The organism is Burkholderia dolosa, from assembly GCF_902499135.1.
GTDB classification, from domain to species: Bacteria; Pseudomonadota; Gammaproteobacteria; order Burkholderiales; family Burkholderiaceae; genus Burkholderia; species Burkholderia dolosa.
Window position 1 is genome coordinate 12,525 of the sequence record NZ_CABVPR010000039.1, and the last position, 26,160, is coordinate 38,684.

Annotated in this window: 24 protein-coding genes and 1 tRNA gene; 13 read left to right on the forward strand and 12 right to left on the reverse strand. The window is 59.9% G+C overall.

What is annotated here, in order from left to right:
* Positions 1-85: 85 nt before the first annotated feature.
* Both fmt and def read right to left on the reverse strand, forming a co-directional pair.
* A complete protein-coding gene (gene fmt / locus BUB20358_RS17865; protein ID WP_035971518.1) occupies positions 86-1,069 on the reverse strand; it encodes a methionyl-tRNA formyltransferase in 984 nt (327 codons plus the stop codon).
* A 34-nt stretch (positions 1,070-1,103) separates the two neighbouring features.
* A complete protein-coding gene (def, locus tag BUB20358_RS17870) occupies positions 1,104-1,607 on the reverse strand; it encodes a peptide deformylase (RefSeq protein ID WP_006763072.1) in 504 nt (167 codons plus the stop codon).
* On the opposite strand from def, the gene BUB20358_RS17875 reads away from it, so the two are divergent.
* The 4 genes from BUB20358_RS17875 (at position 1,591) to BUB20358_RS17890 (ending at position 6,317) form a co-directional block, all read left to right on the forward strand.
* Entirely contained in the window at positions 1,591-1,779 is a 189-nt protein-coding gene (locus BUB20358_RS17875; protein ID WP_123806810.1) for a hypothetical protein, read from the forward strand. The genes def and BUB20358_RS17875 overlap by 17 nt on opposite strands.
* A gap of 13 nt (positions 1,780-1,792) precedes the next feature.
* Positions 1,793-3,115, forward strand: a complete 1,323-nt coding sequence (gene dprA, locus BUB20358_RS17880) for a DNA-processing protein DprA (RefSeq protein ID WP_006763071.1) — start codon at positions 1,793-1,795, stop codon at positions 3,113-3,115.
* Positions 3,116-3,149: 34 nt separating this feature from the next.
* Positions 3,150-3,530 carry a thioredoxin family protein gene (locus BUB20358_RS17885; protein ID WP_006763070.1) on the forward strand — a complete coding sequence of 127 codons (381 nt, stop codon included), beginning with the start codon at positions 3,150-3,152 and terminating at the stop codon, positions 3,528-3,530.
* 192 nt (positions 3,531-3,722) lie between these two features.
* Positions 3,723-6,317 carry a DNA topoisomerase III gene (locus tag BUB20358_RS17890; protein ID WP_006763069.1) on the forward strand — a complete coding sequence of 865 codons (2,595 nt, stop codon included), beginning with the start codon at positions 3,723-3,725 and terminating at the stop codon, positions 6,315-6,317.
* A gap of 122 nt (positions 6,318-6,439) precedes the next feature.
* Here the strand turns inward: BUB20358_RS17890 and BUB20358_RS17895 are convergent, their stop codons facing one another.
* Positions 6,440-7,489: a LysR family transcriptional regulator gene (locus BUB20358_RS17895; RefSeq protein WP_006763068.1), complete on the reverse strand. Its 1,050-nt coding sequence runs from the start codon at positions 7,487-7,489 to the stop codon at positions 6,440-6,442.
* A gap of 423 nt (positions 7,490-7,912) precedes the next feature.
* On the opposite strand from BUB20358_RS17895, the gene BUB20358_RS17900 reads away from it, so the two are divergent.
* Positions 7,913-8,926: a D-2-hydroxyacid dehydrogenase family protein gene (locus BUB20358_RS17900; RefSeq protein WP_006763067.1), complete on the forward strand. Its 1,014-nt coding sequence runs from the start codon at positions 7,913-7,915 to the stop codon at positions 8,924-8,926.
* A 57-nt stretch (positions 8,927-8,983) separates the two neighbouring features.
* Here BUB20358_RS17900 and BUB20358_RS17905 read toward each other — a convergent pair whose 3' ends face one another.
* Together BUB20358_RS17905 and BUB20358_RS17910 are read right to left on the reverse strand one after the other, a co-directional pair.
* A complete protein-coding gene (locus BUB20358_RS17905; RefSeq protein WP_006763066.1) occupies positions 8,984-9,850 on the reverse strand; it encodes a patatin-like phospholipase family protein in 867 nt (288 codons plus the stop codon).
* 8 nt (positions 9,851-9,858) lie between these two features.
* Complete coding sequence (locus BUB20358_RS17910; protein ID WP_035971517.1) at positions 9,859-10,263, reverse strand: PaaI family thioesterase; 405 nt, start codon at positions 10,261-10,263, stop codon at positions 9,859-9,861.
* A 191-nt stretch (positions 10,264-10,454) separates the two neighbouring features.
* On the opposite strand from BUB20358_RS17910, the gene BUB20358_RS17915 reads away from it, so the two are divergent.
* The 7 genes from BUB20358_RS17915 (at position 10,455) to BUB20358_RS17945 (ending at position 19,930) form a co-directional block, all read left to right on the forward strand.
* Positions 10,455-10,530 (forward strand) — tRNA-Lys (locus BUB20358_RS17915).
* Between the two features lie 161 nt (positions 10,531-10,691).
* The gene (locus BUB20358_RS17920; protein WP_035971515.1) at positions 10,692-11,768 is read left to right on the forward strand and encodes a tyrosine-type recombinase/integrase; all 1,077 of its coding nucleotides are present in this window, start codon (positions 10,692-10,694) and stop codon (positions 11,766-11,768) included.
* Between the two features lie 149 nt (positions 11,769-11,917).
* Complete coding sequence (locus BUB20358_RS17925) at positions 11,918-13,141, forward strand: ATP-binding protein (RefSeq protein WP_006763064.1); 1,224 nt, start codon at positions 11,918-11,920, stop codon at positions 13,139-13,141.
* Between the two features lie 430 nt (positions 13,142-13,571).
* On the forward strand, positions 13,572-15,665 hold the full coding sequence (locus BUB20358_RS17930; protein ID WP_199901220.1) for a S8 family peptidase: 2,094 nt from the start codon (positions 13,572-13,574) through the stop codon (positions 15,663-15,665).
* A gap of 192 nt (positions 15,666-15,857) precedes the next feature.
* Positions 15,858-17,111, forward strand: a complete 1,254-nt coding sequence (locus BUB20358_RS17935) for an HAD hydrolase-like protein (protein ID WP_045552501.1) — start codon at positions 15,858-15,860, stop codon at positions 17,109-17,111.
* Positions 17,111-18,913 (forward strand): DNA-processing protein DprA, encoded by a 1,803-nt coding sequence (locus tag BUB20358_RS17940; protein WP_174905094.1) that lies wholly within the window; start codon positions 17,111-17,113, stop codon positions 18,911-18,913. The genes BUB20358_RS17935 and BUB20358_RS17940 overlap by 1 nt, the downstream gene beginning before the upstream one ends.
* A gap of 375 nt (positions 18,914-19,288) precedes the next feature.
* On the forward strand, positions 19,289-19,930 hold the full coding sequence (locus BUB20358_RS17945; RefSeq protein WP_199901219.1) for a histidine phosphatase family protein: 642 nt from the start codon (positions 19,289-19,291) through the stop codon (positions 19,928-19,930).
* A gap of 216 nt (positions 19,931-20,146) precedes the next feature.
* Here BUB20358_RS17945 and BUB20358_RS17950 read toward each other — a convergent pair whose 3' ends face one another.
* From BUB20358_RS17950 to BUB20358_RS17980, 7 genes are all read right to left on the reverse strand, one after another.
* Positions 20,147-21,022: a relaxase/mobilization nuclease domain-containing protein gene (locus tag BUB20358_RS17950; protein ID WP_081293560.1), complete on the reverse strand. Its 876-nt coding sequence runs from the start codon at positions 21,020-21,022 to the stop codon at positions 20,147-20,149.
* Between the two features lie 239 nt (positions 21,023-21,261).
* Positions 21,262-22,302, reverse strand: coding sequence for a TrbL/VirB6 family protein (locus BUB20358_RS17955; RefSeq protein ID WP_081293559.1), 1,041 nt, complete (start codon positions 22,300-22,302; stop codon positions 21,262-21,264).
* Positions 22,299-22,445 carry a hypothetical protein gene (locus BUB20358_RS17960; protein ID WP_158380488.1) on the reverse strand — a complete coding sequence of 49 codons (147 nt, stop codon included), beginning with the start codon at positions 22,443-22,445 and terminating at the stop codon, positions 22,299-22,301. Before BUB20358_RS17960 ends, BUB20358_RS17955 begins: the two co-directional genes overlap by 4 nt.
* Positions 22,442-22,750, reverse strand: a complete 309-nt coding sequence (locus BUB20358_RS17965; protein WP_035971508.1) for a hypothetical protein — start codon at positions 22,748-22,750, stop codon at positions 22,442-22,444. The genes BUB20358_RS17960 and BUB20358_RS17965 overlap by 4 nt, the downstream gene beginning before the upstream one ends.
* A 435-nt stretch (positions 22,751-23,185) precedes the next feature.
* Positions 23,186-23,725, reverse strand: a complete 540-nt coding sequence (locus BUB20358_RS17970) for a plasmid mobilization relaxosome protein MobC (RefSeq protein ID WP_081293558.1) — start codon at positions 23,723-23,725, stop codon at positions 23,186-23,188.
* 212 nt (positions 23,726-23,937) lie between these two features.
* Positions 23,938-24,576 carry a helix-turn-helix domain-containing protein gene (locus BUB20358_RS17975; RefSeq protein WP_045552499.1) on the reverse strand — a complete coding sequence of 213 codons (639 nt, stop codon included), beginning with the start codon at positions 24,574-24,576 and terminating at the stop codon, positions 23,938-23,940.
* 14 nt (positions 24,577-24,590) lie between these two features.
* Positions 24,591-24,899 carry a hypothetical protein gene (locus tag BUB20358_RS17980; RefSeq protein WP_123806809.1) on the reverse strand — a complete coding sequence of 103 codons (309 nt, stop codon included), beginning with the start codon at positions 24,897-24,899 and terminating at the stop codon, positions 24,591-24,593.
* A 93-nt stretch (positions 24,900-24,992) separates the two neighbouring features.
* Between BUB20358_RS17980 and BUB20358_RS17985 the strand changes: the two genes are divergently transcribed.
* Positions 24,993-25,850 carry a hypothetical protein gene (locus BUB20358_RS17985; RefSeq protein WP_123806808.1) on the forward strand — a complete coding sequence of 286 codons (858 nt, stop codon included), beginning with the start codon at positions 24,993-24,995 and terminating at the stop codon, positions 25,848-25,850.
* Positions 25,851-26,160: the final 310 nt, after the last annotated feature.

The window sequence follows — 26,160 nt, forward strand, 5'->3', positions numbered from 1 at the left end:
CGGAAATTCTACGCGTGCGTGCCACCTCGCGCGAGTCGGCCATCCGGCCGATTGTGCGCGGCCTGCCGATCGTGTCGAATGACGGTCACGCTTCGTCGGGCAACGCGAAGCGCTGGCCCGCGGCGAGCGGCGAGCCGGCCAGGAATTCGCGTGCAGGCAAGCGCTTGCCGCCCGGCTTCTGCAGCTGGGTCACGCGCAGCGCGCCGCTGCCGCACGCGACGATCACGCCGTCCGGCGCCGCGTCGACGATCGTGCCGGGCGCCGCTTCGACGCGCGCTGACAGCGGTTCGGCGGCCCACAGCTTGATTGCCGCGCCGTCGAGGGTCGCGACACCGCCGGGGAACGGATCGAATGCGCGCACCTGACGTGCGAGCACGTCGGCAGGCTTGCGCCAGTCCAGCGCCGCTTCGTGCTTGCCGATCTTTTCCGCATAGGTCGCGCCGTCGGCCGGCTGCGGCGTCGCGGGCAGCGTGCCGTCGCGCTCCAGCCGCGCGAGCGCATCGACGATGAGCCGCGCGCCTTCGGCGGCGAGCCGGTCGTGCAGTGTCGACGTGGTGTCGTCGGGCGCGATCGCGATACGCGCTTCGTCGATCATCGCGCCCGTGTCGAGCCCGGCGTCCATCTGCATCAACGTGACGCCCGTCTCGGCGTCGCCCGCTTCGATCGCGCGGTGGATCGGCGCGGCGCCGCGCCAGCGCGGCAGCAGCGACGCGTGGATGTTGATGCAGCCGTGGCGCGGAATGTCGAGCACTTCCTGCGGCAGCAGCAGGCCGTACGCGGCAACCACCATCACGTCGTGCGGCGTCGCGCGCAGCAGCTCGAGCGCGCCGGCCGCCTCGGCCGGGTACTTTCCCGCACGGCGTAGCGACGGCGGCTGCGCGACGGGCATCCCGTGCTCGACCGCATAGCGCTTCACCGCGCTCGCCTGCAGCTTCATCCCGCGGCCGGCCGGGCGATCGGGCTGCGTGAGCACGAGCGGCACCGGAAAACCGGCATCGTGGATCGCGGCCAGCGCGGCCGCGGCAAATTCCGGCGTGCCGGCAAAAATCACGCGCAACGTATGGGTCATGACAGCGTTCGGGGTCGGGCAGGGCGCACGCGCATCACATCGCGCGTTCGAGTTTCTTCATCTTCGTCTTGATCCGGCTCTGCTTGAGCGGCGACAGATATTCGACGAACACGCGCCCCATCAGGTGATCCATTTCGTGCTGGATGCACACGGCGAGCAGACCCTCGCAATCGAGCTCGAACGTCTCGCCGTTCTCGTTGAGCGCCCGCACGCGCACGCGATCCGGACGCTCGACTTCGTCGTAGATGCCGGGCACCGACAGACAGCCTTCTTCGTAGACCTGCTTCGCGTCGCTCGACCAGACGATCTCCGGGTTGATGAACGCACGCAGTTCATTCTTTTCTTCGGAGACGTCAATCACGATCACGCGCTCGTGCACGTCGACCTGCGTCGCCGCAAGGCCGATGCCGGGCGCTGCGTACATCGTCTCGGCCATGTCGGCGACGAGCTTGCGGATCCGATCGTCGACCTTGTCGACGGGCTTGGCGACCTTGTGCAGCCGCTTGTCCGGGTAGTGAAGAATGTTCAGCAAAGCCATGGTGTTCGTATTCGGTGAAACGGCGCGCCGCATCGGCCATCCGGCCAGCTGGCGCCGCCGCCGGGATGCAATGAAGATGAGGCGGATGCGCGGCGAATCAATGCCGCGCATCACGCCTCCTGCAATCGGTCGGGCGCCTGCGCGCGCGGCCTTTGTCGAGTATTTCGGATGATGAAAATTTTATCATGGTGCCCGACGGTCCGCTGGCTACCGCGTTCGAGGGGAGCGTCATGCCGCCGCACGCGCTGAACCCGGCCACGCTGCGCGCGTGGCTGCAGTTCGCGCATGCGCCGGGCCTCTCGCCCGTCGTGCTGCAGATGTTGCTCGACGCATTCGGCTCGCCGACTGCGCTGCTGCGCGCGTCCGACGAAGCGATCGCGGCCGTCGCCAGTCCGGCCGCCGCTCGGGCCGTACGCGCGAGCGAGCGATCCGACCTCGACGCATGCACCGACGCCGCACTCGCATGGCTGGATGCGCCCGGCAATGCGATCGTCACGCTCGGCGATCCCGCTTATCCGCCGCGGCTTCGCGACCTGCACGATCCGCCGCCGCTGCTATATGTAAAGGGCCGGCTCGATCTGCTGCACGCGCGCAGCGTCGCGATCGTCGGCAGCCGTCATGCGACGCCGCAAGGGCTCGCCGATGCGACGCACTTCGCGCGCACGTTGTCCGACGCCGGTCTCGCGATCGTATCGGGCCTCGCGCTCGGCATCGACGGCGCCGCGCATCGCGGCGGGCTCGACGGGCGGGCGAGCACGATCGCGGTGATTGCGACCGGCGCCGACCTCGTCTATCCGGCGCGGCACCGCGCGCTCGCCCATGAGGTCGCCGCGCGCGGCGCGATCGTGTCCGAATGGCCGCTCGGCACGCCGGCCCGCGCGTCGCATTTTCCGCAGCGCAACCGGCTGATCGCGGCGCTGGCCGTCGGCGTGCTGGTCGTGGAGGCCGCGCCGCGTTCCGGCTCGCTGATCACCGCGCGCCTCGCCAACGAGCTCGGACGCGACGTGTTCGCGATACCGGGCTCGATCCACGCGCCGCTCGCGCAGGGCTGCCATGCGTTGATCCGCGACGGCGCGAAGCTGACCGCGACGCCGCTCGACGTGCTCGAGGAATACGGGCTCGGCGAAGCAGTGGCTGGCGGCGAATGTGCGCGCAGCAATGAAGGAGCGAACCCCAATAACGCAAATCGAACCGTCGGCATCGCGCCGGTCAGCGGTGAGGGCAAGCCCGCCCCGACCGTTTCGCCGAATGCTTGCGCCGCGCCGGACGCAGCGCAGCCGCCCGCGTGCACGCCGTCCGAGCGCGCGGTGCTCGCGGCGCTGGGATACGGCCCCGTCACGTACGAATGGCTGGCCGAGCACAGCGGGCTGTCCGACGACGCACTGCATCGCGCGCTGCTCGCGCTCGAGTTGGCCGGACGCGTTGCGAGCGTCGCGGGCGGGCGCTTCGCGCGGCTCGATGCCGCACCCACCCCGGCTGCGCACGGCATGCTACATTCCGGCGCATAGGGCGGCCGCGCCGCCGACGACATCCAAGGAAACCATGCCCGCGCTGAATCTCGACACCGATGCGGACCGGATCGCCGAGCGCCTCGCCGATCCCGGCACGCTGCTGGTCGCGTGCCTGTGCGCCGAGTGGTGCGGCACGTGCCGCGACTATCGGGCGGCCTTCGACCAGCTGGCCGACGCACATCCCGACGCCTGCTTTGCGTGGATCGACATCGAAACGCATGCCGATCGGCTCGACGATCTCGACGTCGAAAATTTCCCGACGATCCTGATCGAGGACGCGAACACCGCCCGCTTTTTCGGCACGGTGCTGCCGCATGCGGCGATCGTCGAGCGAATGCTGTCCGACCTCAGCGCCGTGCCCGGCGCACCGCACGCACCGAAATTGCGCAACGTGCTCGCCGTCGAAGCCTGAAACCGCACGCCGGCCGGGAGATCGCGCGCGGCGACTGCGCGCTGCCCGGCCCGACGCTTGCCCCCGTGGCGGCCCCCCTCTATGATGAGCCGCTTTTTACACGCCCAGCCGCCGTCGCTGCCGCGTGTGCTATAAAGCCGTCGTAAAAGGGACCCACAACCGGCGAATCCGGTCTACCAACACACATCTGTCATGTCCAAAGCACTGATCATTGCGGAAAAGCCTTCTGTCGCGAACGACATCGCGCGCGCTTTGGGCGGCTTTACCAAGCATGACGAATACTACGAGAGCGACGAATACGTCCTTTCGTCCGCGGTCGGCCACCTGCTCGAAATCGCCGCCCCGGAAGAGTACGAGGTCAAGCGCGGGAAGTGGAGCTTCGCGCATCTGCCCGTCATCCCGCCGCATTTCGACCTGAACCCGATCGCAAAAAGCGAGTCGCGCCTGAAGGTGCTGACCAAGCTGATGAAACGCAAGGACGTCGATCGCCTGATCAACGCATGCGACGCGGGGCGCGAGGGCGAGCTGATTTTCCGCCTGATCGTCCAGCACGCGAAGGCGAAGCAGCCGGTCCAGCGCCTGTGGCTGCAATCGATGACGCCGCAGGCGATCCGCGACGGCTTCGCGCACCTGCGCAGCGACGCGGACATGCAGCCGCTCGCCGACGCCGCGCGCTGCCGCTCGGAAGCCGACTGGCTCGTCGGGATCAACGGCACCCGTGCGATGACCGCGTTCAACAGCAAGGGCGGCGGCTTTTTCCTGACTACCGTCGGTCGCGTTCAAACGCCAACGTTGTCGATCGTCGTCGAACGCGAAGAGAAAATCCGTCGTTTCGTCCCGCGCGACTATTGGGAAGTGAAAGCCGAATTCGCGTGCGCGGGCGGCTTCTACGAAGGCAGGTGGTTCGACCCGAAATTCAAGCGGGACGAATTCGATCCGGAGAAGCGCGACTCGCGCCTGTGGAGCTTGCCGGCCGCCGAAACGATCGTCGCCGCATGCCGCGATCAGCTCGGCACGGTCAGCGAAGAATCGAAGCCGTCGACGCAGCTGTCGCCGCTGCTATTCGACCTGACGAGCCTGCAGCGCGAAGCGAACAGCCGCTTCGGCTTCTCCGCGAAGAATACGCTCGGGCTCGCGCAGGCGCTGTACGAAAAGCACAAGGTGCTGACCTACCCGCGTACCGACGCACGTGCGCTGCCGGAGGACTACATCGCCACGGTGAAGTCGACGCTCGAGATGCTCAAGGAGAGCCACAACTACCTGCCGCACGCGAAGCAGGTGCTCGACAAGAACTGGGTAAAGCCGAACAAGCGGATCTTCGACAATTCGAAGATCAGCGACCACTTCGCGATCATCCCGACGCTGCAGGCGCCGAAGTCGCTGTCCGAGCCGGAGCAGAAGCTGTACGACCTCGTCGTGAAGCGTTTCCTCGCGGTGTTCTTCCCGGCTGCCGAATTCCGCGTGACGACGCGGATCACCGAAGTCGCCGGCCATCACTTCAAGACCGAAGGCAAGGTGCTCGTCGAGCCCGGCTGGCTGCAGGTTTACGGCCGCGACGCCGAAGGCGCCGATGCGAATCTCGTGCCGGTGCAGAAGGACGAGAAGGTGAAGACCGACGAAATCGCGGCCGTCGCGCTCGTCACGAAACCGCCGGCACGCTACTCGGAAGCGACGCTGCTGTCGGCGATGGAAGGCGCGGGCAAGCTCGTCGAGGACGACGAGCTGCGTGAGGCGATGGCCGCGAAGGGCCTCGGCACGCCGGCCACGCGCGCGGCGATCATCGAAGGCCTGCTCGGCGAGAAGTACCTCGTGCGCGAAGGCCGCGAGCTGATCCCGACCGCGAAGGCCTTTCAGCTGATGACGCTGCTGCGCGGGCTCGGCGTGAAGGAACTCACCGCGCCGGAACTCACCGGTGAATGGGAATACAAGCTGTCGCAGATGGAGCGCGGCAATCTCGGCCGCGATGCGTTCATGCAGGAAATCGCCCGCATGACGCAGCAGATCGTCAAACGGGCGAAGGAATACGACTCCGATACGATCCCGGGCGATTACGCGACGCTCGAAACGCCGTGCCCGAATTGCGGCGGCCAGGTGAAGGAAAACTATCGCCGCTTCGCGTGCACGAAGTGCGACTTCTCGATCTCGAAGATTCCGGGTAGCCGCCAGTTCGAGATCGCCGAGGTCGAGGAGCTGCTGCAGAAGAAGGAAATCGGTCCGCTGTCGGGTTTCCGCAGCAAGATGGGGCGTCCGTTCTCCGCGATTCTTAAGCTGACGTTCGACGACGAGCTGAAAAACTACAAGCTCGAATTCGACTTCGGCCAGGATCAGGGCGGCGACGAGGGCGAAGCGCCCGACTTTTCCGCGCAGGAGCCGGTCGGCACGTGCCCGAAGTGCAAAGGCCGCGTGTTCGAGCACGGCATGAGCTACGTGTGCGAGCACTCGGTCGCGAATCCGAAGACGTGCGATTTCCGCTCGGGCAAGGTGATCCTGCAGCAGGAAATCACGCGCGAACAGATGGCGAAGCTGCTCGCCGACGGTCGCACGGATCTGCTGCCGAACTTCAAGTCGTCGCGCACGGGCCGCAACTTCAAGGCCTTCCTCGTGAAGCAGCCGGACGGCAAGATCGGGTTCGAATTCGAGAAGAAGGAGCCGAAGGCCGCCGCGGCGAAGAAGACCGCGAAATCGGCGACGAAGGACGCGGAAACCGTGACGGAAGGCGCCGACGAGAAACCGGCGGCTCGCAAGACCGCCGCTCGCAAGACGACGACGCGCAAGACCGGTTCGTAGGAACGGCGGGCACCGCGGCGCGATTTTTTGCGCAGAAGCGGTGCATCGATGCCGGCGACCGGCAATAAAAAACGCGGATCGAGCAGTCGATCCGCGTTTTTCTTTGTGTCGGCCGCGCGTCGTTACAGCGGCGACGGCACCGCCACGCGCGGGCGCGACGAACGGGGCAGCCGCGGCGACAGATTCGGCTCCGCCGGTTCGGGTTGTTCGGCACGCGTCTCGATGCCGATCGCCGCTGGCCCCGTGCCTTGCGCGGCCCACTGCTCGCCCATCGTCGCATCGGTCGAACGGCTGAAGTGCTCGACGAGGTGATCGATGAACGTACGCACTTTCGCGGGCAGATGGCGGCGGCTCGGGTACGCGATGTTGATCTCGACCTGCGGCAACCGGAAGTCGGGCAGCAACCGCACGAGCGCGCCTCGCGCAATGTCGCCGCCGATCAGATAGCTCGGCAAAATCGCGACGCCCATTCCGAGCAGCGCGAACTGGCGCAACATCGCGGTGTTGTTCGCGACGATCACGTTGGTCGGCCGCACGCGCACTTCGCCGTCCGGCCCCGTGAACACGCGCTCGTCGCCCCAGTATTCGGTCGGCAGGCTCAGCGCCGGATGTTCCGCGAGCTGCTCCGGATGCGTCGGCACGCCGTGCTTTTCCAGATAGCTCGGCGTCGCACACACGGTCATGCAACCGGTGGTCAACCGCCGCGTGACGATGCTCGCGCTGCGCATCTGTCGCGTCACGACGATGCCGACGTCGAACCCTTCCTCGACCAGATCGACCTGCCGGTCGACCAGCGTCAAGTCGGGCACCACTTTCGGGAAATTCTCCGTATACGACTGCAGCACCGGCGCAAGGTTATGCAGCCCGAATACGACCGGCGCGACGATCCGCAGCGTGCCGACCGGCTCGTGATTGCGCGCGACGACCATCTGTTCGACGTCCTCGAGCTCGTCGAGAATCTGGCGCGCCCGCTCCAGATAGACCTGTCCGGACTCCGTCAGCGAAAGGCTGCGCGTGGTGCGGTTGAGCAGACGCGTGCCGAGCCGGCCTTCCAGATCGGCCACGTGACGCGTCGCGACCGCGTTCGAGATATCCATTGCACTCGCGGCCCGCGCGAAACTGCCGAGATCCGCAACCTTGACGAACACGCGCATCGACTGCAAATGATCCATAAACGACTCCTGCCGCTGTTACAACTTCAAAAAGATGAAGCAAATGCGTAATTCTCCTACGACAGCGGAAAAGGTGCAGAGTTGCCTAAGAGCCGCTTGAATCGAGATAAAAACAGTCAAAAATCCTCACTCGGCGCGGATAATTGATCCAACTATTCTGATTCGAGCAACAATCGAGTGAACCTCGACGGGTAAGCGGCCGAATCAGGAACGAGCTGTTCGGTGCGACAAAGCATCGCAGCCGGCGACGCGCGCGCAGTGCGCACCGGCACGGCTTCCTGCAATTGCGGTGGAGCGTAACAAGCTGTTAAAAAGGCACCACGAAGGCTGTCGACGTAGCATCATGTCGGCCCCGGCCCGACGGAACCGGCGCGCAACGCGCGCTGCCGCAACCGCCGCTTTCCCGCGCAATACCCGCTGACCATGAAAATCGCCATCCTCGACGACTACCAGGACGCCGTCCGCAAGCTCAACTGCTTCGAAATGCTGGCCGACCACGACGTAAAGGTCTTCAACAATACGGTGCGCGGCCTGGGGCAGCTCGCGAGCCGCCTGGCAGAAGTCGAAGCGCTGGTATTGATCCGCGAACGCACGCAGATCTCGTCGCAACTGCTCGCAAAACTGCCGAATCTGCGCATGATCAGCCAGACCGGCCGTATCTCGAGCCATATCGACCTCGATGCGTGTACCGATCGTGGCGTCGCGGTGCTCGAAGGCACCGGTTCGCCGATTGCGCCGGCCGAGCTGACGTGGGCGCTCGTGATGGCCGCGCAGCGCCGCATTCCGCAGTACGTCGCGAACCTGAAGCAGGGCGCGTGGCAGCAGTCGGGGCTGAAGACGTCGGCGCTGCCGCCGAATTTCGGCCTCGGCCAGGTACTGCGCGGTCAGACGCTCGGCATCTGGGGCTACGGCAAGATCGGCCGACTCGTCGCCGGCTACGGCAAGGCGTTCGGGATGAACGTGCTGATCTGGGGCCGCGAGCATTCGCTCGACGCGGCGCGCGCCGACGGCTATACGGCCGCCGACAGCCGCGAAGCGCTGTTCGAGCAGAGCGACGTGCTGTCGCTGCACCTGCGCTTGCACGACGACACGCGCGGAATCGTCAAGCAGGAAGACCTGATGCGGATGAAGCCGACGTCGCTGTTCGTCAACACGAGCCGCGCCGAACTGCTCGAGGAAAACGCGCTCGTGAACGCGCTGTCGCACAACCGTCCGGGAATGGTCGCGATCGACGTGTTCGAGAGTGAGCCGATTCTGCAGGGCTACAGCCTGCTGCGAATGGAAAACGTGATCTGCACGCCGCACATCGGCTACGTCGAACGCGAAAGCTACGAGTTGTACTTCAGCGCGGCGTTCAAGAACATTCTGGCGTTCGACCAGGGCGACACGTCGAGCGTCGTCAATCCGGAAGCGCTGACGCCGATCCGCAAGCGGTAACGGGCATGCAGCGCGGCTGTGCAGCCGCGCTGCATGCTTCGTCGCATTTCATCGTCTTCAGGCGGCCGCGCGGCCGCCCGTCAGTTCGCCGACGCGCGCGAGGAAGTGCTCGCCGTCGCGCCGCCCGAGGTCGTACGCATGCTGCATCTGCGACGGGCTCGTGTAATCCCAGCTCGAAATCGGCACCTTGCTCGACGGCTGCACGTACAGCCGCCGCTGGTCGCCGTGCGCGACCGTAAACATCTGCGGGCGCGGATACCGCCGCGTGACGAGCACCAGCACGTCGCCCGGCGCCGCGTCGAGCGCGCCGACCGGCACGTTGTCGACCATCCCGCCGTCCAGCACCGGCCGGCCGCCGCGACGCAGTACCGGCGTGAACGGCGGCGTGCACGACGATTGCAGGATCAGGTCGGCGAGTTCGTCGACGTTCGCGCAGGCCTGCGCGCGCACGAACTCCGGCCGAAAGCCGAGCGTGCGTCCGAGCGTCGGGTGCAGCGTCTTGCGCACGTATTTCTCGATGTTGTAAGCGACGAGGCCGGCGGCCACCGCACTGCGCGCGCCGAGCCAGCGCGGAACGTGCGACACGCCGATGCGGATCTCGGGCGCCGCCGCGAGCTTCGGGAACGGCTCGCCGTAGATGTCGAGCAGCGCCTGGCGGTAGATCCGGTAATGCGGGAACACCGGTTCGCGGCGGAACAGGTTCGCCCAGTACGCATTCTTCCGGTTGTCGCGCAGCGCCTGCTCGTAATAGCGCATGACCCACGCGGCATCGCGCGTATAGAGCATGCACGCCGTCGCGGCGCCGGCCGAGATCCCGGCGATCACGCGCGGGCGCAACGCGAGCGCCGGCTGCGCGACGTCCCAGAAGCCGGCCTGCCACCAGCAGCGATTGCCGCCGCCCGCGAAGACGATCTGATCGAACATCGTGCCGCTCAGCCGATCAACGCGTAGGTCGACGTCGCGTGGACGGCCATTTTGCCGTCCTCGTCGAACAGCTCGACTTCGCCGAACACCAGATTGCGGCCCATCCGCAGCACGCGCGCGGTGACGAGCACGTCGCCCTTGCGCACCGGGCGCATGAAGTTCGTGTTCAGCGACACGGTGGTCATCGGCCGGAATTCGCCGAGCGCGGCCGAGATCGCGACCACCATCGCGGTGTCGGCCGCGGCCGTGAACACCTGTCCGCAGATCACGCCGCCCGAATGGCGGAATTCACCGGAGAACGGCAGACGCAGCGTGATGCTGCCGTCGTCGATCGATACCGGAACCAGGCCGAGCGAGCGGACCCACGGGGCCAGCAGGCGATCGAGCAATTCGCGGACTGCGTTTTCGTCCATCTTCGAATGTCCAGAAAACGTCGCGCGACCGCCGCGCAACGGATGTGGACGTCATCATACCGGCAGCGCGCCGACTGCGACGGCTCGTTATCCCGCCGACAGCTTGCGTTGTCGAGACGAAATGGTTTCAGAAAATTTGCACAAGGGGCTTGCCAACAGCAAAATACTGACGCATAATCTCGCTTCTGTTGGGGGCGTTAGCTCAGTTGGTAGAGCAGCGGACTCTTAATCCGTAGGTCGAGTGTTCGAGTCACTCACGCCCCACCACCGAATTTTGCTGTAGAAGATCAAGCACTTGCGCGAAAGCGCAGGTGCTTTTTTTTCGTCAATCATTCGGCCCGAGGGGGCAAAAACTGGCCTTTGCCGGAAATCTGCCGGAACGGAAGAATCCAGACCAAGCGATCTCAATCATTCGCATGGAGTCTGGAATGGCATACATCAGTCAGCGTGGCGAGTATTGGCGCGCCGAAGTCCGTCGACGCGGATACAAGCCGGTCTATCGCACATTCGATACTAAGCAGCAGGCCCAGAAGTGGGCACGCCACGTCGAAGGCGAGATGGATACGGGATCGTTCGTGGATCGCTCAGCCGCCGAGCGCACGACCTTGGCCGAAGCGCTGAAGCGCTACCGAAAGGAAATTGTCCCCGAGAAGCGGCACCCCTACCAAGAAGAACGCCGCATCGACCGATGGCTGGCTAACGACCTGGCGCATCGAACGCTCGCCAACCTGAAGGGCGCTGACTTTGCCAAGTACCGGGATGAGCGCCGCGCGGCCGGCCGCGCAGAAAATACCATTCGCCTCGAGCTCCAAGTGATACGCCATCTTTTCGAGATAGCTCGAAAGGAATGGAACATGGAAGGGCTTCCGAACCCGCTCGACAACATCCGCAAACCGTCCGGAAGCAAAGCGCGTGATAGACGCCTGCGTCCGGGCGAATTCGATAAGCTGAAAACGCTTCTGTCTGCCAGCCGCAACCCGTGGGCCGCCCCCGCCTTCGAGCTCGCGATCGAAACCAGTCTGCGCCAAGGTGCGCTGTTCGGCCTTCGTTGGGAATGGATCGACCTGAAGAATCGCGTCATTCGCTTCCCCGTCGAGGCTCGTGGAGCCGATAACAAAGGAGTTCCTGCGGTACTACCCCTATCCAGGCGCGCAAATAACGTGCTTCGCAATATTGCCGCGGTCGCTGAAGGGGCTGAAGTACGCGTCGCCCGCGCCATGTACGGCCCCCCAGACGTTCGCCATGACCTATCTGGACCTGTATTTACCACCAGCGTAAACGCAGTTATCTGCGTCTGGAAACGCACCCTCCACACCGCCGGGAAGAGCGACCCAGAGCTTCTGACGCTTCGTTGGCACGATCTGCGTCACGAGGCGGCATCGCGACTCTTTGAGAAGGGTCTGAATCCCATGGAAGTCGCAAGCATCACCGGCCACCGTTCCATGCAGATGCTGAAAAGGTACACGCACCTTAAGCCAGAAAGCCTGCTCGAAAAATTGGGCTAGCACCCGCAAGGGCGCGCGCACCGCCAAGGCACCGCGCAGGCCTGCCACGGTTGGCATAAATAACCATACTGTTTGCATGTACAGGTACACTGGCGCATAATTCAGTCAGTCGGCGAATATTTGTCCAATTTTTTAGAATCGAGAGTCACATGGAGCACTTTTCAGCAATCCAAAGCCTATGCAGAGTCGGGCTCGAAGGGGGCGATCCTCGGTTCCGCAAGCAGGTGGAACGTCTGCGCGATCGGCTAGCGAAGGCAGGGGAAGACAGATACGCGGCAACGCTAGAAAGCTTGCTAGCTAGCGTTTCACGCGATACCTCATCGTTGGCGCCGAGCAACGTTGAGGTATCGCGCTCGCTCGTCGTTGGGGACGAGCTGACGGCAAATGTCTATCCGCCAGTTGATCGAGAAACCAGCGTTCCTCTGGCGGAAATTCATCTAGCGCCCGCGCGGGGGCAACCCACACCGATCTACGATGAAACGTTACGTTTGGCACTCGATGCACTAATTAGTGAATGGCAGAAAGCAGACGCCTTAAGAGCGCTCGGTGTCGAGCCATCTCGGTCTTGTCTGCTTTACGGCCCGCCTGGAACGGGTAAGACGTTGACCGCCTTCACTCTCGCTGCACGATTACATTTGCCAATCGTAAGTGCACGCATTGATGGCCTCGTTAGCTCATTCCTTGGAACGACAGCAAGAAATATTGCCAATTTATTTGATTTTGCCAATCGATATAAATGCATCCTCGTGCTCGACGAGTTTGACGCATTGGCGAAGATGCGAGACGACCCGCATGAACTTGGTGAGCTTAAGCGAGTCGTCAATACTTTATTGCAAAATTTGGATGCTCGTGCTGACAAAGGATTAACGATCGCGATAACCAATCATGAAGGTCTTCTTGATGCGGCAGTCTGGAGGCGCTTCCAGAATCATATTCGCATCGGATTGCCTGACTGGCCAACTCGCCTTCAAATGTTGCGAACTTTTCTTGGACCTCTAGAACCAAGTGACGATCTCGTCAAGGTTTTGAGCTACATCGCTGGCCCGCGGTCCGGATCCGATTTAAGGACTTTCGCGGATGCATTACGCAGGAGCCTCGCGCTTTCTGGAGCCGAGATTACACCGCATGCAATAGGTCAGGCGACAAAGGCCCTACTACCGCGCCTTGGCGTAGAGGATGTACAGATGGGGCCCGCCCGCGAGTTTCTAAATAATGAGTCGCAATTTGTTGGAACAATTTTGCACGCTGATATCGGTATCCGACAGGATAGTCTCGCGCAGATGCTAAATTGCAGTCAGAGCAAAATCTCTCGCTGGTTTAATGAGTGGACACCAGAAAATAACAACGCGGAAGGTGTGGTAAATGCCGAATAATCCGGTTCAAATCGTTCTCAATGACGACTCCTTTATTCGAGCCCCGGAGCCAGGTCAGGCTGGCCCCGATAGAGATTTCTTCGAGGGGAACGACAAGGGGTTTGCTCAGCACAAGGCCGCATTAATTGCCCGTCTCTCCGAAATAGATTCGATATTAGCGACATCTCGATTTGGACCAGTCACATATATACGCGTCCGGATGCGCACCGAAGCGATTGCCAAATCATATCGACCTAATCGCGCTCTATTTCTGCCGGACCAATGTCCGTGCGTTGGCGCAGGAGCCCCGGGGGAGTTGTTTTTCCGGCTTCCCCGACTCCACCTAGCGAAGGTACGTCAACATTTCGAGGCAGCGGAACTTGCGGGCGAAGCTCGGATTTCGCGCCGAACGAATAAGCCATACCACTACGTCACTCGCAATAGATCAGAGTTGGGGGCCATCGAGGCAATCGAGATTGCCTCGCCCGCCGGCAAGCGGTCTTTTTCTGCCGCCGACGCATTGCAAGCGATGCTTCATCCGTCTGCCGCAAGTGGTTATGTCATTGAGCTATTCGAGCAGGGTCCACTCGAATTGGTCCAAGGAGCAGACGTTCTAGGACTTCGACAATCCTTCGAGACATTACAAAACGATATCGCTGGTCTTGGAAACGGAGTCTATGCTGCGTTGCTACCGAGTTCGGGGAGCGCTCCACAAATTGAGCTTCTCATTACGAATTCGTCAACGAAGCCCTTACTCGAAGACCGTCGTACCGTCAGGGGAGATCTTGCGCAGATTCCAAGCTTGGCGTCGTCCGTAGATACGAACGTCGAACGCCATGAAAAGGCTCTCGGCGTCATCGCGACACATCCACTGGTACGGAGAATTCGATTCCCCGTACTTCTTGAACCATCGCAAGCCCCATCGTCATCGGAAAACCGGCCGTTTTCCGTGCCTCACAGAACTCAGAATGGTGTGTATCCAAAAGTCGGGGTTATCGATACCGGGATTAGCTCGGTGCTGTCTCGCTGGATCGTTGATCGATACGATTACCTCGATCAAGCGGAATGTGATTCGACCCATGGAACGCTCGTTGCAGGTCTATTGATCGGCGCTCGCGGCGAAAACGGCACCGAAATTGGTCGTGAAGCAGACGGGTGCGACGTCGTTGACATCCCACTATTACCTCAGGCGCGGTTCCTGGATGTCTACGGGCCTCGGGGGTTTGAAGCGTTCCTCGATGAGCTGGAAGCGGCAATCATTGAGGCACGGGACAATCACGGCATTCGCATCTTCAATATGTCTTTGAACATCACCGCACCTGTCGAGCAAAATCTGTATAGCATCTATGCGGCGCGGCTCGATGAAATACAGGATAGGCAAGGCGTCGTGATCGTAAACTCGGTCGGAAACTTAAATGGCGCGGAATGGCGGGCGCCTTGGCCGAAGACACCAAAACAAGCAATAGCAGCTTTGGCATCCAGGACTAGCCCGGACACAATATTCATGCCTTCTGAAAGTGTGCGAGCCCTCGCCGTAGGGGCGCTTAACCCGCCAGACGGTGTTCATGTCGGCGGGGCGCCTGCGACCTATACACGACGCGGGCCGGGCTTGCGCGTCGGCGTAAAGCCGGACCTTGCACACTATGGTGGCGCAGGAGATCTGGCTACACCACATGCTACCGGCTTGGCGTCGTGCGCCCCTGATGGAAGTCGAACCGAAACTCGAGGTACAAGCTTCGCCGCTCCCCTCGTCGCCAAAACGCTTGCAAGTCTTGATGCAACCACGGGTCAGCGACTTGCGACCCGCACTTTGCGTGCCTTTGCCGTCCATTGCGCCTCGATACCTGAGGCCCTAACTCACCGATCTCTACGAGACGTGTCCCGCCAATTCGTCGGCTTTGGCCAGCCGAGCGAAGCGGCGACGATGCTCGAGACTGATGATCATTCGATCACGCTGGTATTTGAGAGCAGACTTACGGTAGGCGAAAAGCGGCCGGCGATTTTACACTTCCCATTTGTCTGGCCAGCGTCGCTCATCGATGCAGAAAGCCGCGCCTGCCGAGGCAGCGTCCGCATGACACTCGTGTATGACCCACCCATCGATCAGGCATTCGGCACGGAATTTGTGCGCGTCAACCTCGACGCAAAACTTCAGCAGCGACAGCCCCAAAATCGAAAGGACGGCCAGCCCAGTTGGAACGACCAAATTACGCAAGTGTTTCTGCCCAAGCCAACTGGTCTAACTGCCCCCGAGCGCGCATTGATATCCCATGGCTTGAAATGGTGGCCTACAAAGCGATATGAACAGGACTTCAAGGACGGAGTGGGGACCAGCACTGAATGGCGGTTGCAAGTAGAGAGCATCGTGCGAGCCGAAGCGAAATTCCCGGCCGAAGGAATTCCATTCTCGCTGATCATGACTATCGAAGACCCCAAGCGATCCAGCCCCATTTTTCAGGAGGTCCGCCGTCAACTTATTACAAGCAGCGTCGACTTACATGATATCCGCACGTTCGCGAGGATCCGAACCCGTAATCGGCGATAGTGACTGCCGACTTCGCTAGCACAATTTGCCGGGAATCCTCCCCCCGGTGGTCGCCGCACGGGGGGTATTCGCTTCAAGTGGGTCTGTACGAGAAGTACCGCTCAACAAGGATTGTTGTAACATCTTGTTACACACGCCGCTGCCAACGGGTCCGATCCCGACGGCAAGAAATACAACAATCCTGGAGCATATATGTTCGACATTTGCCTATTTGACTTGGACGAAACGCTCGTCAGAACGGAGGACATCAAGGATATTCGGGAGGCTGGAAAAAATAACGACACGCCCGCCTACAGGCGAGAAGTAGTAACGGCACTCGGTCGCCGTGCGGATAGACATATATACAGCCAGGCATTCTTACAGGAGATTCGGGCGCGATTCCCTAACTTGCAGCTCGGGATTTTCACTCGTTCGCCCCGTAGCTATGCCGAGACTGTTCTTACTTGGGCATACCCAGGATTCAACTGGGACATTCTCGTCGCATATGAAGACGTTCCACGAACGAAACCATACGGAGATGGAATCGACCAGGCCATGGATCATTTCGGCATACTTGACGCCCAACATCTTCCGCGAACGATGCTCGTGGGTGACAGTGACGTAGACGTGAGATCTGCTTACCACTGCGGTTGCGTTGTGACGCTCGACAAAGGAGCATGGCCGAATCCACGTCAAAGTGACCACTGGCGTGCGCTCGAGCATGTCCCTGATGCGATTATCAACGCTCCGGATCAGATTTTGAGCGTTTTAGCGAATCCTACCCATTTCTTGCCAGAACTTGAGCGTACGCTGGCAACCAATGCGGCACGCCTAGGCGCCCCGCGCTTCGATAAGATCGGACATTTTGTTCCGAGATCAATTGGCGGCGACACTACTTCTTATCAAATTTATGTAAGTGGTCGATCATTTGCCAACTATGAATCAGTTCAATATCGAAAGGGGTGGCATCGATTAACCGAATCCATTGAAGAAAACAAAGATTCCGACATCTTTCCGGATGAGTGGGTGGAAACCGTGCGCGCCTTCATCGCTAGCCAATATTACAGATTCTTTGGCCCATCGGAAATTATCGTGTCCGCAGTCCCACATAGGCCTGGTCGAAAACCCCGGTTGGAGAATTTCTTAGGTCAATTAGCAGCGTCTGTTGCCCAACGGCCCCTCCACGGGATCAACGTGTCCTGTGCACCAGGCCTCTTCGCCTACAAGCAGGGGGTGAGGTCTCAACATGGGGAGCATCTCGGGCGTGATGAGCGCTTCACGAACGTCCGAGATCACCTGTATATTCGGCAACCCGACCTTATCAAACCCAAGACCTCGTTTCTGGTCATTGACGACGTCATGACGACCGGGGCATCGCTGATCTATGCGTACAAGTACCTAAAAGATGCGGGGGCCCTGGACGTGAAATGTCTCGCTTTTGCGAAGAACGTTGGTAACCTCTTCTGATGAACATCATCTCCTTTCCTACCGAGCGCCTTGTGGCGCTTTCATTCCTCACCGGCGTAGGGCCAGCGACCCTAAAGAAGGTCTTGGCCATCCCCCGGTTTGAGGACATGGATGTTAGGGAACTAGCCGCTCGGATTCCAGCGATCTCGAAGGCTATGAGTGTTCCAGCCGCATGGGAAAGCGCTCTAGACAAGGTAGATCAACAGATTAGAGAGGCAAAACGTGTCGAGGCTCGCATACTATCCGCGTACGATGCTGAGTACCCGCGTTTGCTGGCAGCAACAAAGGACGATCCACTTATCCTGTACGTTCGGGGCGCCCTGTCGCAGACCCCAGAACAATCCGTCGCAATCATCGGCACTCGCGAACCCACGGCACATGGAAAACGCATAGCAGCCCGCATCGCCGAATTTTTTGTCGAACACCAATGGAGCGTCGTCAGCGGGTTAGCACTTGGATGTGATGCCGTCGCTCACCAAGCCACCTTGGACGCTGGTGGTCATACGGTAGTAGTCTTGGCGCATGGTCATCAAACAATTGCACCGGCGCGGCACAAGAAATTGGCAAACGACATACTTGATGCGGGAGGCGCCCTAGTTAGCGAATACCCGTTCGGTCGCGAGATACAAAAACAACAATACGTGAAACGCGATCGCACGCAGGCCGGTATGGCGCAAGGGGTCGTAATGATCCAATCTGACGTCGTCGGAGGCAGTCTACACGCCTCGCGGGCGGCGCTCGACTATAAGCGATGGCTGGCAGTTCCATACCCAACTGACAAGGATCGGGAACACCAAGAACCCAAGATACAGGCAAACCTCCTGATTGCCGACGGGGCAGACAGTGAGCGAGCAGAGCTGCTTCATTGTTCAACTGAATCCCTAAGTCGTGTATTGATCCTTAGCAGCAGAGATGATTACTTAGCAATGCTTGAATCCTCGCAATCTGTTCACAGCGTTGGCACACCGGCAACGCTCATGCCACGAGGTACGCAAGCGCGTCTACATGATGCTTTGGAGCTAGAAATCTATTCCGATGCAAAAATCGACGAGTCCCGCAATCTCTATCGCAATACAAAGCCGCAATTTCCGCCAGCATTTGAACTCGCGGCCCAATCTAGCTCCGAGGCTCACATTCCCACCGCTAAGTCGGCCCCGGTTACGTCGGAAGAGAATGTTGCCACTCACCACTGCCTTTGCCACACGTCAATATTACAGTGTCCCTCAGCTGATACCGCCAACACCTCGTGGAACGAATTGGCTATCGACATGCCTGCTGTCTCCACGGCCCTAGATGCTCGATTAAGGTACCTACAGAGTCGGCTCGACTCCGCAAACTGCATTTATCGTGAATTGGACTCGGAAAGTTCACGCACAAGCGTACAAACGCTTCTGCTGACTATCGACGATTTCCTAGCTCAGTTGGAACGTGCCGCCGATTTCTTGCTGGCCATTGAGCATCTGTTCAAATCGGCAGAAGACGATAAGGGTCGCACCAAGAACGACGCCCCTCAAGATCTCGCCACATTGAAAGCCGATATAGCCTTCGATGCTCAAACGAATAGCACAAGGCAGTCTGATCGAAAATTCATGGCTACGTTGAGCGCCCTACTACACGCGTCCACATATCGCTTATTGACTGGACGCTGGGACAAGCTCGACGACCTCGATGAACGATCGAATGTTGTTGCGACCGGCGTATCCAGCGATGTTGCGGATACTTTGCAGCAAGCAAAAATTTCCGTCGAAGAACTAGTAACTGATTTTAACGACCTAGCAAAAATGGTTCTATATGCCAAATAGCTAACCTCTTCCAGCTCCTAAGGGGGCGCTGAGATCGAGAGCCCCCATAAGATACAACTAGGTTCGTGTAAATATATGATGTTCACCGGCGAATGCCTATCCTGCCTTAGAACCAAACCGATCGCTTTTCTTGCGCTGTCGCAATTTTTCGCCTCACAGCCACACTCGATGACTTGCCCTGCAAGCCATCGCCCTAGTTGCCATCAGAGAAGACCGGTAGCGCGCCCTGCGCGCGAGATCTAACCGATAGAGCGGGCGGAATCGTTCGTGAAATGCTCCTGCGGCTGCAACGCGGAAACTGCGCTACTCTCCTGCGCTGAAGAACTACCGCCCGACCGGCACCCTGATGACATGCCTGTTCGAACACGTCCCCCTGTGCCAGTCCTCCGCGTAGCGTGCTTTCGCCATGGCGAGAGCGCCGCGAACGCTGGAGACGCCACCGACGATCCTGCATCCATCCCATTGACCGAAAGGGGGGCGCAGCAAGCTATCGCAATCGCCCGGCGCTTTACTTCCCCTCCGGGCATCGTGATCTGCTCGCCCTTCTATCGCGCACAGCAAACAGCCGCTCCAACGCTCGGTCAATTTCCTTTGACACCGTTCGAGACATGGCCGATTCAAGAATTCACATACCTTGCACCCGCGAGGTGTACAGGCACGTCGGCGGCGCAGCGTCGTCCATGGGTTGAAACGTACTGGGATACGTCCGATCCGACGCTTGTCGACGGACCAGGAGCAGAATCGTTCGGAGCGTTCATCGAACGTGTGCGGGCCGCGTTGAGTCGCCTCACGAAACTCCCCTGCTCGTCAGATCTCACGGCGGCGATGTTCGGCCACGGTCAGTTTTTCCAAGCGATGCGATGGTTGATCGAGACTGGCGCTCCAATCATCGATGCCGAAGCCATGCGAGCGTTCCGGCTGATCGATCAACGAAGCCCTATGCCCAATGGAGACGGCTTTGTCGCGACGTTCGACGGACGGTTATGGGCGCTTGAACAGGACTCGCTGATACGCTGAACAACTACCGCCCGGCCACCAGCTCAGCACTAGCTCCACTTTTTCATGATCGCAAGGAATGTTCACAACACGCAGCTGCTCGAGTTCGGATTTTGTGAACAGCGTGCGTGCGCTGAACAACTACCGCAGGCCGACCACCAAACCGCGAGCCCGGCCAGTCAAAAAATTGCGACAGCGCAAGAAATTTGCGCTGTCGCAATTTTTTGAGAAGATCGGCTACCTAGTCGGATCGTCCGGTACACGCTCGCCGCCCGGTACTGTCGGCCGCTGGATTTCAACGTGCCGCTCACCTGACTTGCCGGGACGATCCCCGGCCATTGGGTCATATGCAAGCTGAACGGCCGGCATTTGCTTGACCAGATTCACGATTTCAACGGCCAGCGTTCGATCGCCTACGTCCTCTGACTCGGCCATGGCACGCGCTATCGCACCATATGCTCGTATCACTTTTTTGTCTGTCTCGATACGTATGCGGCGCACTTCATCGCACATCGGGCTGCGGGGCCGGTCAGGTACCACATCGCGCTTTTCCCGCATGTTCGTCACTGGTTGAGGTATGGCCCGCTTCGTTACGCCGCGCGCCTGCCGACGAGTCGCATTTGCTTCGATCCCGTGCTCACGCAAATGCTCGGCGAACGACTCTCGCCAACTCTGCAAATCGGCCTTTCGAGGATTGAGCCTCGTCCCATCGTTCGATCGAGCCATGACGCATAGATGCACATGAGGGTGCGCCTCATCGGTATGGCACGCAAACACGTAACGGAAATCGCCCCCAAACTCATCCGCGGCCAAGGCACGAACAGAATCGTGAACTGCTGCTCTATCGGTGCCGGGCGGCATCGAGAATACGATATTGAATGCTTCGCGGACGGTGCTGTCCTCCGGAATACCGAAGCCTCCGTGCTGAAGCTCCCTCTTGAGATAGCGAATATCGTCGCTACCGACGAGCTTGTCTCCATCTTGGTTTTCGAGGACGACCTCGCCATTTCGAGAAATGTAGTCGAGGTGGGCTCGGATAGCCTTCATGCCCCTGCCCCCGCCACTGATCTTGACGACAACCTCAGGCACCTTCTTTGTCGTCGCCTTCAGCATTTGTCGAACTCTCGCCGCAGCTACCGGAGTCGAGTCTTTACGTTGTGAGGAACGCCGAGGCGGTAGCGTCACGCCGGTACCAGCTTTTCGCGGTCGGACTGGACGCAGCGCATCCCCATAAAGCTCGTCGCCCCACGTTTGCAAGATTCCGTCGACGTAAATTTTAGGCAGCGTCACATCGCCCCCTTGTTCGACCTGACAGAAGCATCATCAGCCGACAGACAACTGCTTTCGGCTCATTACCTACGTCCCAACAGACGTTCATGCGTGGCCCGCTGATATGCGGGTATCTGACCGTCCCCGCTGCCAGATGGACGTCCGGCACCTCGTCCCGCATCCCCTGATATCGAACCGCCTCCGTTCTCGGTCTTCAAAAATGGTTGATTCTGCTCTCCGCCGAACCCGCCACTCGACAGCCGCCCGAGGAACGCACCAACGGCCATTGCCGCCGCCCCCGATATCGCAGCACCGCCACTTATACCGGCCGCGACACTTGGGAGTTGAATAATCAGCACGTTGATAGCCCCGGCCAAAGCCAGCAAGCTGAACGCATCTCCCAACGGATTGTTTGTTGCGGAGCCCGCGAGCAGACCATTGACGAAGGTCTCGTAGATCGACAAACAAATTCCCGCCGCCGCCGCCAAGAAGAAGATCAGCACGCTGTAGTTCGCAATCTTGGACACCCACCCTTCTGCAAACCGCTTCGTTGGACCGAAGGCAAGACAGGCGAGGAATAAGGGGCCGACGGCCAGCATGAATGAGAGCGCGACCTTCGCCAGGAGCAGCAAGCCAGCCATAACTAATTCGGCAAGCGCCGCAGATACGCCCACAATCAACGCAGAAATGAGATCAGCAATTCCGCCCCACGGCATGAGATTGGTACCTCGCTCCCACAGCATCTGCGTGAGTGCGAAAGCCTTCGAATCGAGCTGGTCGATCGCGGAAAACACATTACTCGTCGTGCCCGGCATGACGGTTTGCACTAGTCCCGTTGTCAGACCGTTCACAAATTCGACTACGTTCGCTTGATAGGCCCCGGAACCCAATGCAACCGCCAGTATCGCGGACATCTTGAACGCACGCACCGCGAACTGATGCACAGGTTCATGGACTTCGCCGCGCATTACCGTCCATCCATACATGAGAATCCAGATCGTTACCCCTGCCATGACAGCCGGAGTAATGCCGCTTGCAATCGATGACGAAACGCTCGTCACAAACGTCGAGAGGGCGTTGTCGATCGACCCAGAGAGGAATTGCCACAATCCTTGTGCCATCATCGTGCCCCCTGTTTGTTCCAACCGAACTGACTAGCAGGTACCGGCGCGAGGTTGTCTTGCGCCCGCGTTCTGCTGGATTCGTTACCTTCCTTCTTGCACGAGGCAAGAGCAACAATCGCGATACAGATGAAGAGCAGCTTCATTGAGCATCCTCCTCGCTAGCGCGGAGCCCTGCGTTTGCGCGCCTGTAGCCAACAACGAACGTCACGAAAAGCGCCGTGATCACGTACAACCCGTCATTGTGGGCAAAGCCGAAAAGCTGACGAGCACCCAGCACAAGCAGCGCGATGTACGCGAGCATCGACGCAAGATCTCCAACGAAATAGGTGGGCGTATGGACGAAGTAGCCGAGCAACTGGCGATTTCTGACGAGGAAGTTCCAGTCGAGACAATGGATATAAAACAGGAAGCTCGAAACCAGAAAAATGAGCACCCAAAGAGAAATCATGGCCGGTCTCCCTGTTGAGCGCCCAGGGGGCGCAAGGGCCGAAGGTCCACTTTTGCAAGACGGCTGCCCTGAGCCCTCGCAGGGCGAGGCTCATCGTGTCGCAGAGGTATCTCGTGGCAATCCCACACCCCGAGGTCCAGGAGAACGTGCTCAAAATCCAAGTCAACATCCAAGTCCAGTAACGCATCAGCGCAAGCGCTGATGGACTTGAACCAAACCGCCGAGCCATCGCGAAATACGGGTGTGGAGCGGGATGCGCTCAACACATATACGGCGAAGCCGCGATACCGATTCGCTCGAAGCAACAGCGTGGGAATGGGTTGAGCGCGGCGTCTGGCTATACCTTTGTATGTAGCAGGCCGAACCTTCTGTGGAACCAGTGTTTTCAGGTCGGACCAGTCGTAGTGCGGTTTCAATTGCATGTGGACCTCCAGGTTAGCGGGACCAGCGCTGAACATTCGATTGAATGAGCGCCCCCACGGTGGTTGTGTGCGATTTGATCTCGCTCGCAAGAGACTCGATTACCTCGGGTCGAAAACGTGTGAGCTCGGTCGGCGCGGTGTTCAGCGCACGAGTGATCTGATTGAGATTGCGGCCAATAGCAAGAAGTCGACTGTTCGAAGATGCCAGTTGCTCAAGCTCCCCCTGTCCGAACTGAGGTGAACCGGTCAGTCGAGCTCGAATGAGAGCGACAATCCAGGAATTCACGGAAAAGCCCTCGGCGGCTGCTATCGCTACAACTGCTCGATGCTCGTCCACCGTTACGCGAACCTCTACTCGCGCCTTCACGCGGGACGCACCCGACAAGTCAATTTTCAGCGGGGCCGCGGCATAAGGCTCACGCCCGATGAGTTTTCGAATGACTTGCCTTGTTGCGTCGCTCGGCGATATCCCGTGCGAACGACAATAGGCAACCCAGTCTCGCTTGAGCGGGCCGAGCTGAACGCTAAGCACGCCATTGCTTCGATCTGTCATGATGTAGTAACCATGTTGCTAACCAGTGCTTCGATATGCCAACCGTTGGCAGGGCGTTTAGCAACGTCCTCATGGACAAGCGTCGGCCCATCAGACTGCTGGCGTGCGGAACAATCTCTAAGTAAACGTCTCTTCTCTTTAGGGGCTCGCCCACGAGCCCTATTGGCCGTGCATTGGTATCAGCGACGAGCTGTATTCCCCCATCAAACGGCTCATTGGTGATCCGTGTCATCCATGCGCTGTGTATAACTTCCTGCCTCCACGACACCGGCCCGCTGAAGCAGATCTGAGAGCTTCTCCCTCAGCCCCGGGGATATCTGCGCAAGCGCATCCTGCACATTGACGACTACGCTTCCGGGGCCTACCTGATTGATGTTCACTTGCAGGCGTTCGATCTGAACTATTCGAGCACTCCGAATGTCCTGCGAATCGAGGACGCTATTGAGGTCCGAGACGGTATCTCGAACAGCAGCAGGCACGTACTCCCACGACGCAACTCCAGTCGGTTTCCCCAACTGGTCACGGATTTGGATGGTCTCGCGAACGCGGTATTCGTTTGCACGACCTCGTCGGGACTTGGCGATGTAACCCAGCGATTCGAGTTCGGCCACAGCACGCTTAACTTGGGCGATCGACAGATCCGCCTTCGCAGAAATCGTCTCGATGCCGGGGCCGCCGACGCCGGTGTGCAAATTGACGTGCGCTTTGATAATCAGGTAGACCTTGAGCGACGAACCCTTCATACGGGCGAGATCCCCGCTATCGACCATCGAGCGAAAGACGTGAAACCACATCGTGTCCGCCTTTACAAGCTCGCCATGAACAGGACGTTCGGCTATATCGCGGGTCATAGACCGATCTCCATTCAAATTGCACCACTGGCCGGAAGTCGCGGCCGGCCGACTCGCGGCTTCTGCGCGCTCTCGTGTGCCACAACGTCGTCTTTTCGTCGCCGTGCAGCCGCGTCGTCAAGCCATTCACGAATGTCGCCAACAAACCAGCACGCACGGCGCTTCGCGGGGAACGCAGTCGGCGGAAGTTCGCCGCGATATGCCATCTGAGTCACAGCTCCGACGGTCGTCGCCAACAATGCCGCGAGCTCATCTCGGTTGATGATGGCCTGCGGTGCCATCCCCGCGAAAATCTGCCGAAACTCGTTATTAATCTTGGCCATCGGAGACCTCCAGTCACTTGTCGTTAGTACGGTGACCAGAATATGATTCGTGGTACCAGCACGACAGGGCCATTTTTTGATCGGAGAACTGTAGTGGCAAACATCGGCCCCAACAGCGGCCAGAAATTGCGTTGGCCTCTCAAGAGCTTCACGGAAATGCTCATTCGGGAAGCCCGATGGGTAAGCGGGATGACGTATGAGCAGCTCGACGAAGCACTGTCGCCACCGGGATCGATCTGGTGCGGCCAGACCTATAGATATGCAAAGAAGGATCGCGCACCTCTAGCATCTGCTATTCAAAGCCTGGAGCAGCGTGTCGCTGATCTCACGAAGCGAAAGGCACGGCGAATTGCAGTCTTCGAAGGAAGCAATCGGAAATTCGTTGGATACCCCGAGGAATTTCACGAACTCGGTCGCAAAAGGCTTTCTGAGCAATTCCTACGTGCCCGTTTTTTGTTTCTCGCGTATGAGGATGGTTGGCCGACGTTCTTTGACCTCGTTGACGTGAACCGGACGCGACCTGATGGAGGCATCGCGTTGGCCACCTGGTGCTGGCAGTGGGGTTTATTGTGGGAAAAAGGATGGCCGGGCTTGGAACGATCAGCGTTCGGCTTCTCAGCCGGTGAACCGCTGCAGTCGGTCATCCTGGCGCTAGTGCATAAGGCTGAAGCCGAAATGCCGTCGCTCGATACCTCTCGGCAGTCATGGCTCACGTCAGCGCTCGAATGGCAACTGCACCGGACTTCACAGCTGCAAGTTGTGCCCACACGGGCACAACCGATAGAGCGAGGTTGGGTGGATGGGGACCGAACCGCGGACGACTTCCTTGCTGGGCGCTCCGCGTCCAATGTGATCGACTTGCCGGCGAGCAGGGCGGCATCCCGCAGAATCGACCAGCCCGTCTTTATGGAGGTCAGGAAGGGGGTATATCGTTGGGGCCGCTTGGTCTAGCAGTCTGACGTCGCGCACTAGGCCACACGGTTGCCGCAGTGCCGGAATTCTGCCGGAGCAGGCTAGTTGTCACACGTCATCGCCAGAGGCACCCGGTGACAAAATCTCTTGCAAAATCAAGTGACTACCAGTAACCTGCAAGGCGCTTGGTTTGACTCTTAATCCGTAGGTCGAGTGTTCGAGTCACTCACGCCCCACCAAGCATTCAAAAGCCCGGTCAGCGAAAGCCGACCGGGCTTTTTCGTTTCCGCCGCTCATATTCGTCACTCAACGTACCCGAGCGCACGCATCTTCCGCGCCCTTTCCGTTA

What these genes read in the sequence shown, in the direction of transcription:
- fmt (WP_035971518.1), bottom strand. Translation starts at nt 1,069, where the DNA reads ATGACCCATACGTTGCGCGTGATTTTTGCCGGCACGCCGGAATTTGCC.
- dprA (WP_006763071.1), top strand. Translation starts at nt 1,793, where the DNA reads ATGGTGCCCGACGGTCCGCTGGCTACCGCGTTCGAGGGGAGCGTCATG.
- def (WP_006763072.1), bottom strand. Translation starts at nt 1,607, where the DNA reads ATGGCTTTGCTGAACATTCTTCACTACCCGGACAAGCGGCTGCACAAG.
- BUB20358_RS17925 (WP_006763064.1), top strand. Translation starts at nt 11,918, where the DNA reads ATGGAGCACTTTTCAGCAATCCAAAGCCTATGCAGAGTCGGGCTCGAA.
- BUB20358_RS17960 (WP_158380488.1), bottom strand. Translation starts at nt 22,445, where the DNA reads ATGAAGCTGCTCTTCATCTGTATCGCGATTGTTGCTCTTGCCTCGTGC.
- BUB20358_RS17980 (WP_123806809.1), bottom strand. Translation starts at nt 24,899, where the DNA reads ATGGCCAAGATTAATAACGAGTTTCGGCAGATTTTCGCGGGGATGGCA.
- BUB20358_RS17890 (WP_006763069.1), top strand. Translation starts at nt 3,723, where the DNA reads ATGTCCAAAGCACTGATCATTGCGGAAAAGCCTTCTGTCGCGAACGAC.
- BUB20358_RS17955 (WP_081293559.1), bottom strand. Translation starts at nt 22,302, where the DNA reads ATGATGGCACAAGGATTGTGGCAATTCCTCTCTGGGTCGATCGACAAC.
- BUB20358_RS17905 (WP_006763066.1), bottom strand. Translation starts at nt 9,850, where the DNA reads ATGTTCGATCAGATCGTCTTCGCGGGCGGCGGCAATCGCTGCTGGTGG.
- BUB20358_RS17920 (WP_035971515.1), top strand. Translation starts at nt 10,692, where the DNA reads ATGGCATACATCAGTCAGCGTGGCGAGTATTGGCGCGCCGAAGTCCGT.
- BUB20358_RS17975 (WP_045552499.1), bottom strand. Translation starts at nt 24,576, where the DNA reads ATGACCCGCGATATAGCCGAACGTCCTGTTCATGGCGAGCTTGTAAAG.
- BUB20358_RS17970 (WP_081293558.1), bottom strand. Translation starts at nt 23,725, where the DNA reads ATGACAGATCGAAGCAATGGCGTGCTTAGCGTTCAGCTCGGCCCGCTC.
- BUB20358_RS17950 (WP_081293560.1), bottom strand. Translation starts at nt 21,022, where the DNA reads ATGCTGAAGGCGACGACAAAGAAGGTGCCTGAGGTTGTCGTCAAGATC.
- BUB20358_RS17910 (WP_035971517.1), bottom strand. Translation starts at nt 10,263, where the DNA reads ATGGACGAAAACGCAGTCCGCGAATTGCTCGATCGCCTGCTGGCCCCG.
- BUB20358_RS17935 (WP_045552501.1), top strand. Translation starts at nt 15,858, where the DNA reads ATGTTCGACATTTGCCTATTTGACTTGGACGAAACGCTCGTCAGAACG.
- BUB20358_RS17875 (WP_123806810.1), top strand. Translation starts at nt 1,591, where the DNA reads ATGTTCAGCAAAGCCATGGTGTTCGTATTCGGTGAAACGGCGCGCCGC.
- BUB20358_RS17885 (WP_006763070.1), top strand. Translation starts at nt 3,150, where the DNA reads ATGCCCGCGCTGAATCTCGACACCGATGCGGACCGGATCGCCGAGCGC.
- BUB20358_RS17900 (WP_006763067.1), top strand. Translation starts at nt 7,913, where the DNA reads ATGAAAATCGCCATCCTCGACGACTACCAGGACGCCGTCCGCAAGCTC.
- BUB20358_RS17895 (WP_006763068.1), bottom strand. Translation starts at nt 7,489, where the DNA reads ATGGATCATTTGCAGTCGATGCGCGTGTTCGTCAAGGTTGCGGATCTC.
- BUB20358_RS17965 (WP_035971508.1), bottom strand. Translation starts at nt 22,750, where the DNA reads ATGATTTCTCTTTGGGTGCTCATTTTTCTGGTTTCGAGCTTCCTGTTT.
- BUB20358_RS17940 (WP_174905094.1), top strand. Translation starts at nt 17,111, where the DNA reads ATGAACATCATCTCCTTTCCTACCGAGCGCCTTGTGGCGCTTTCATTC.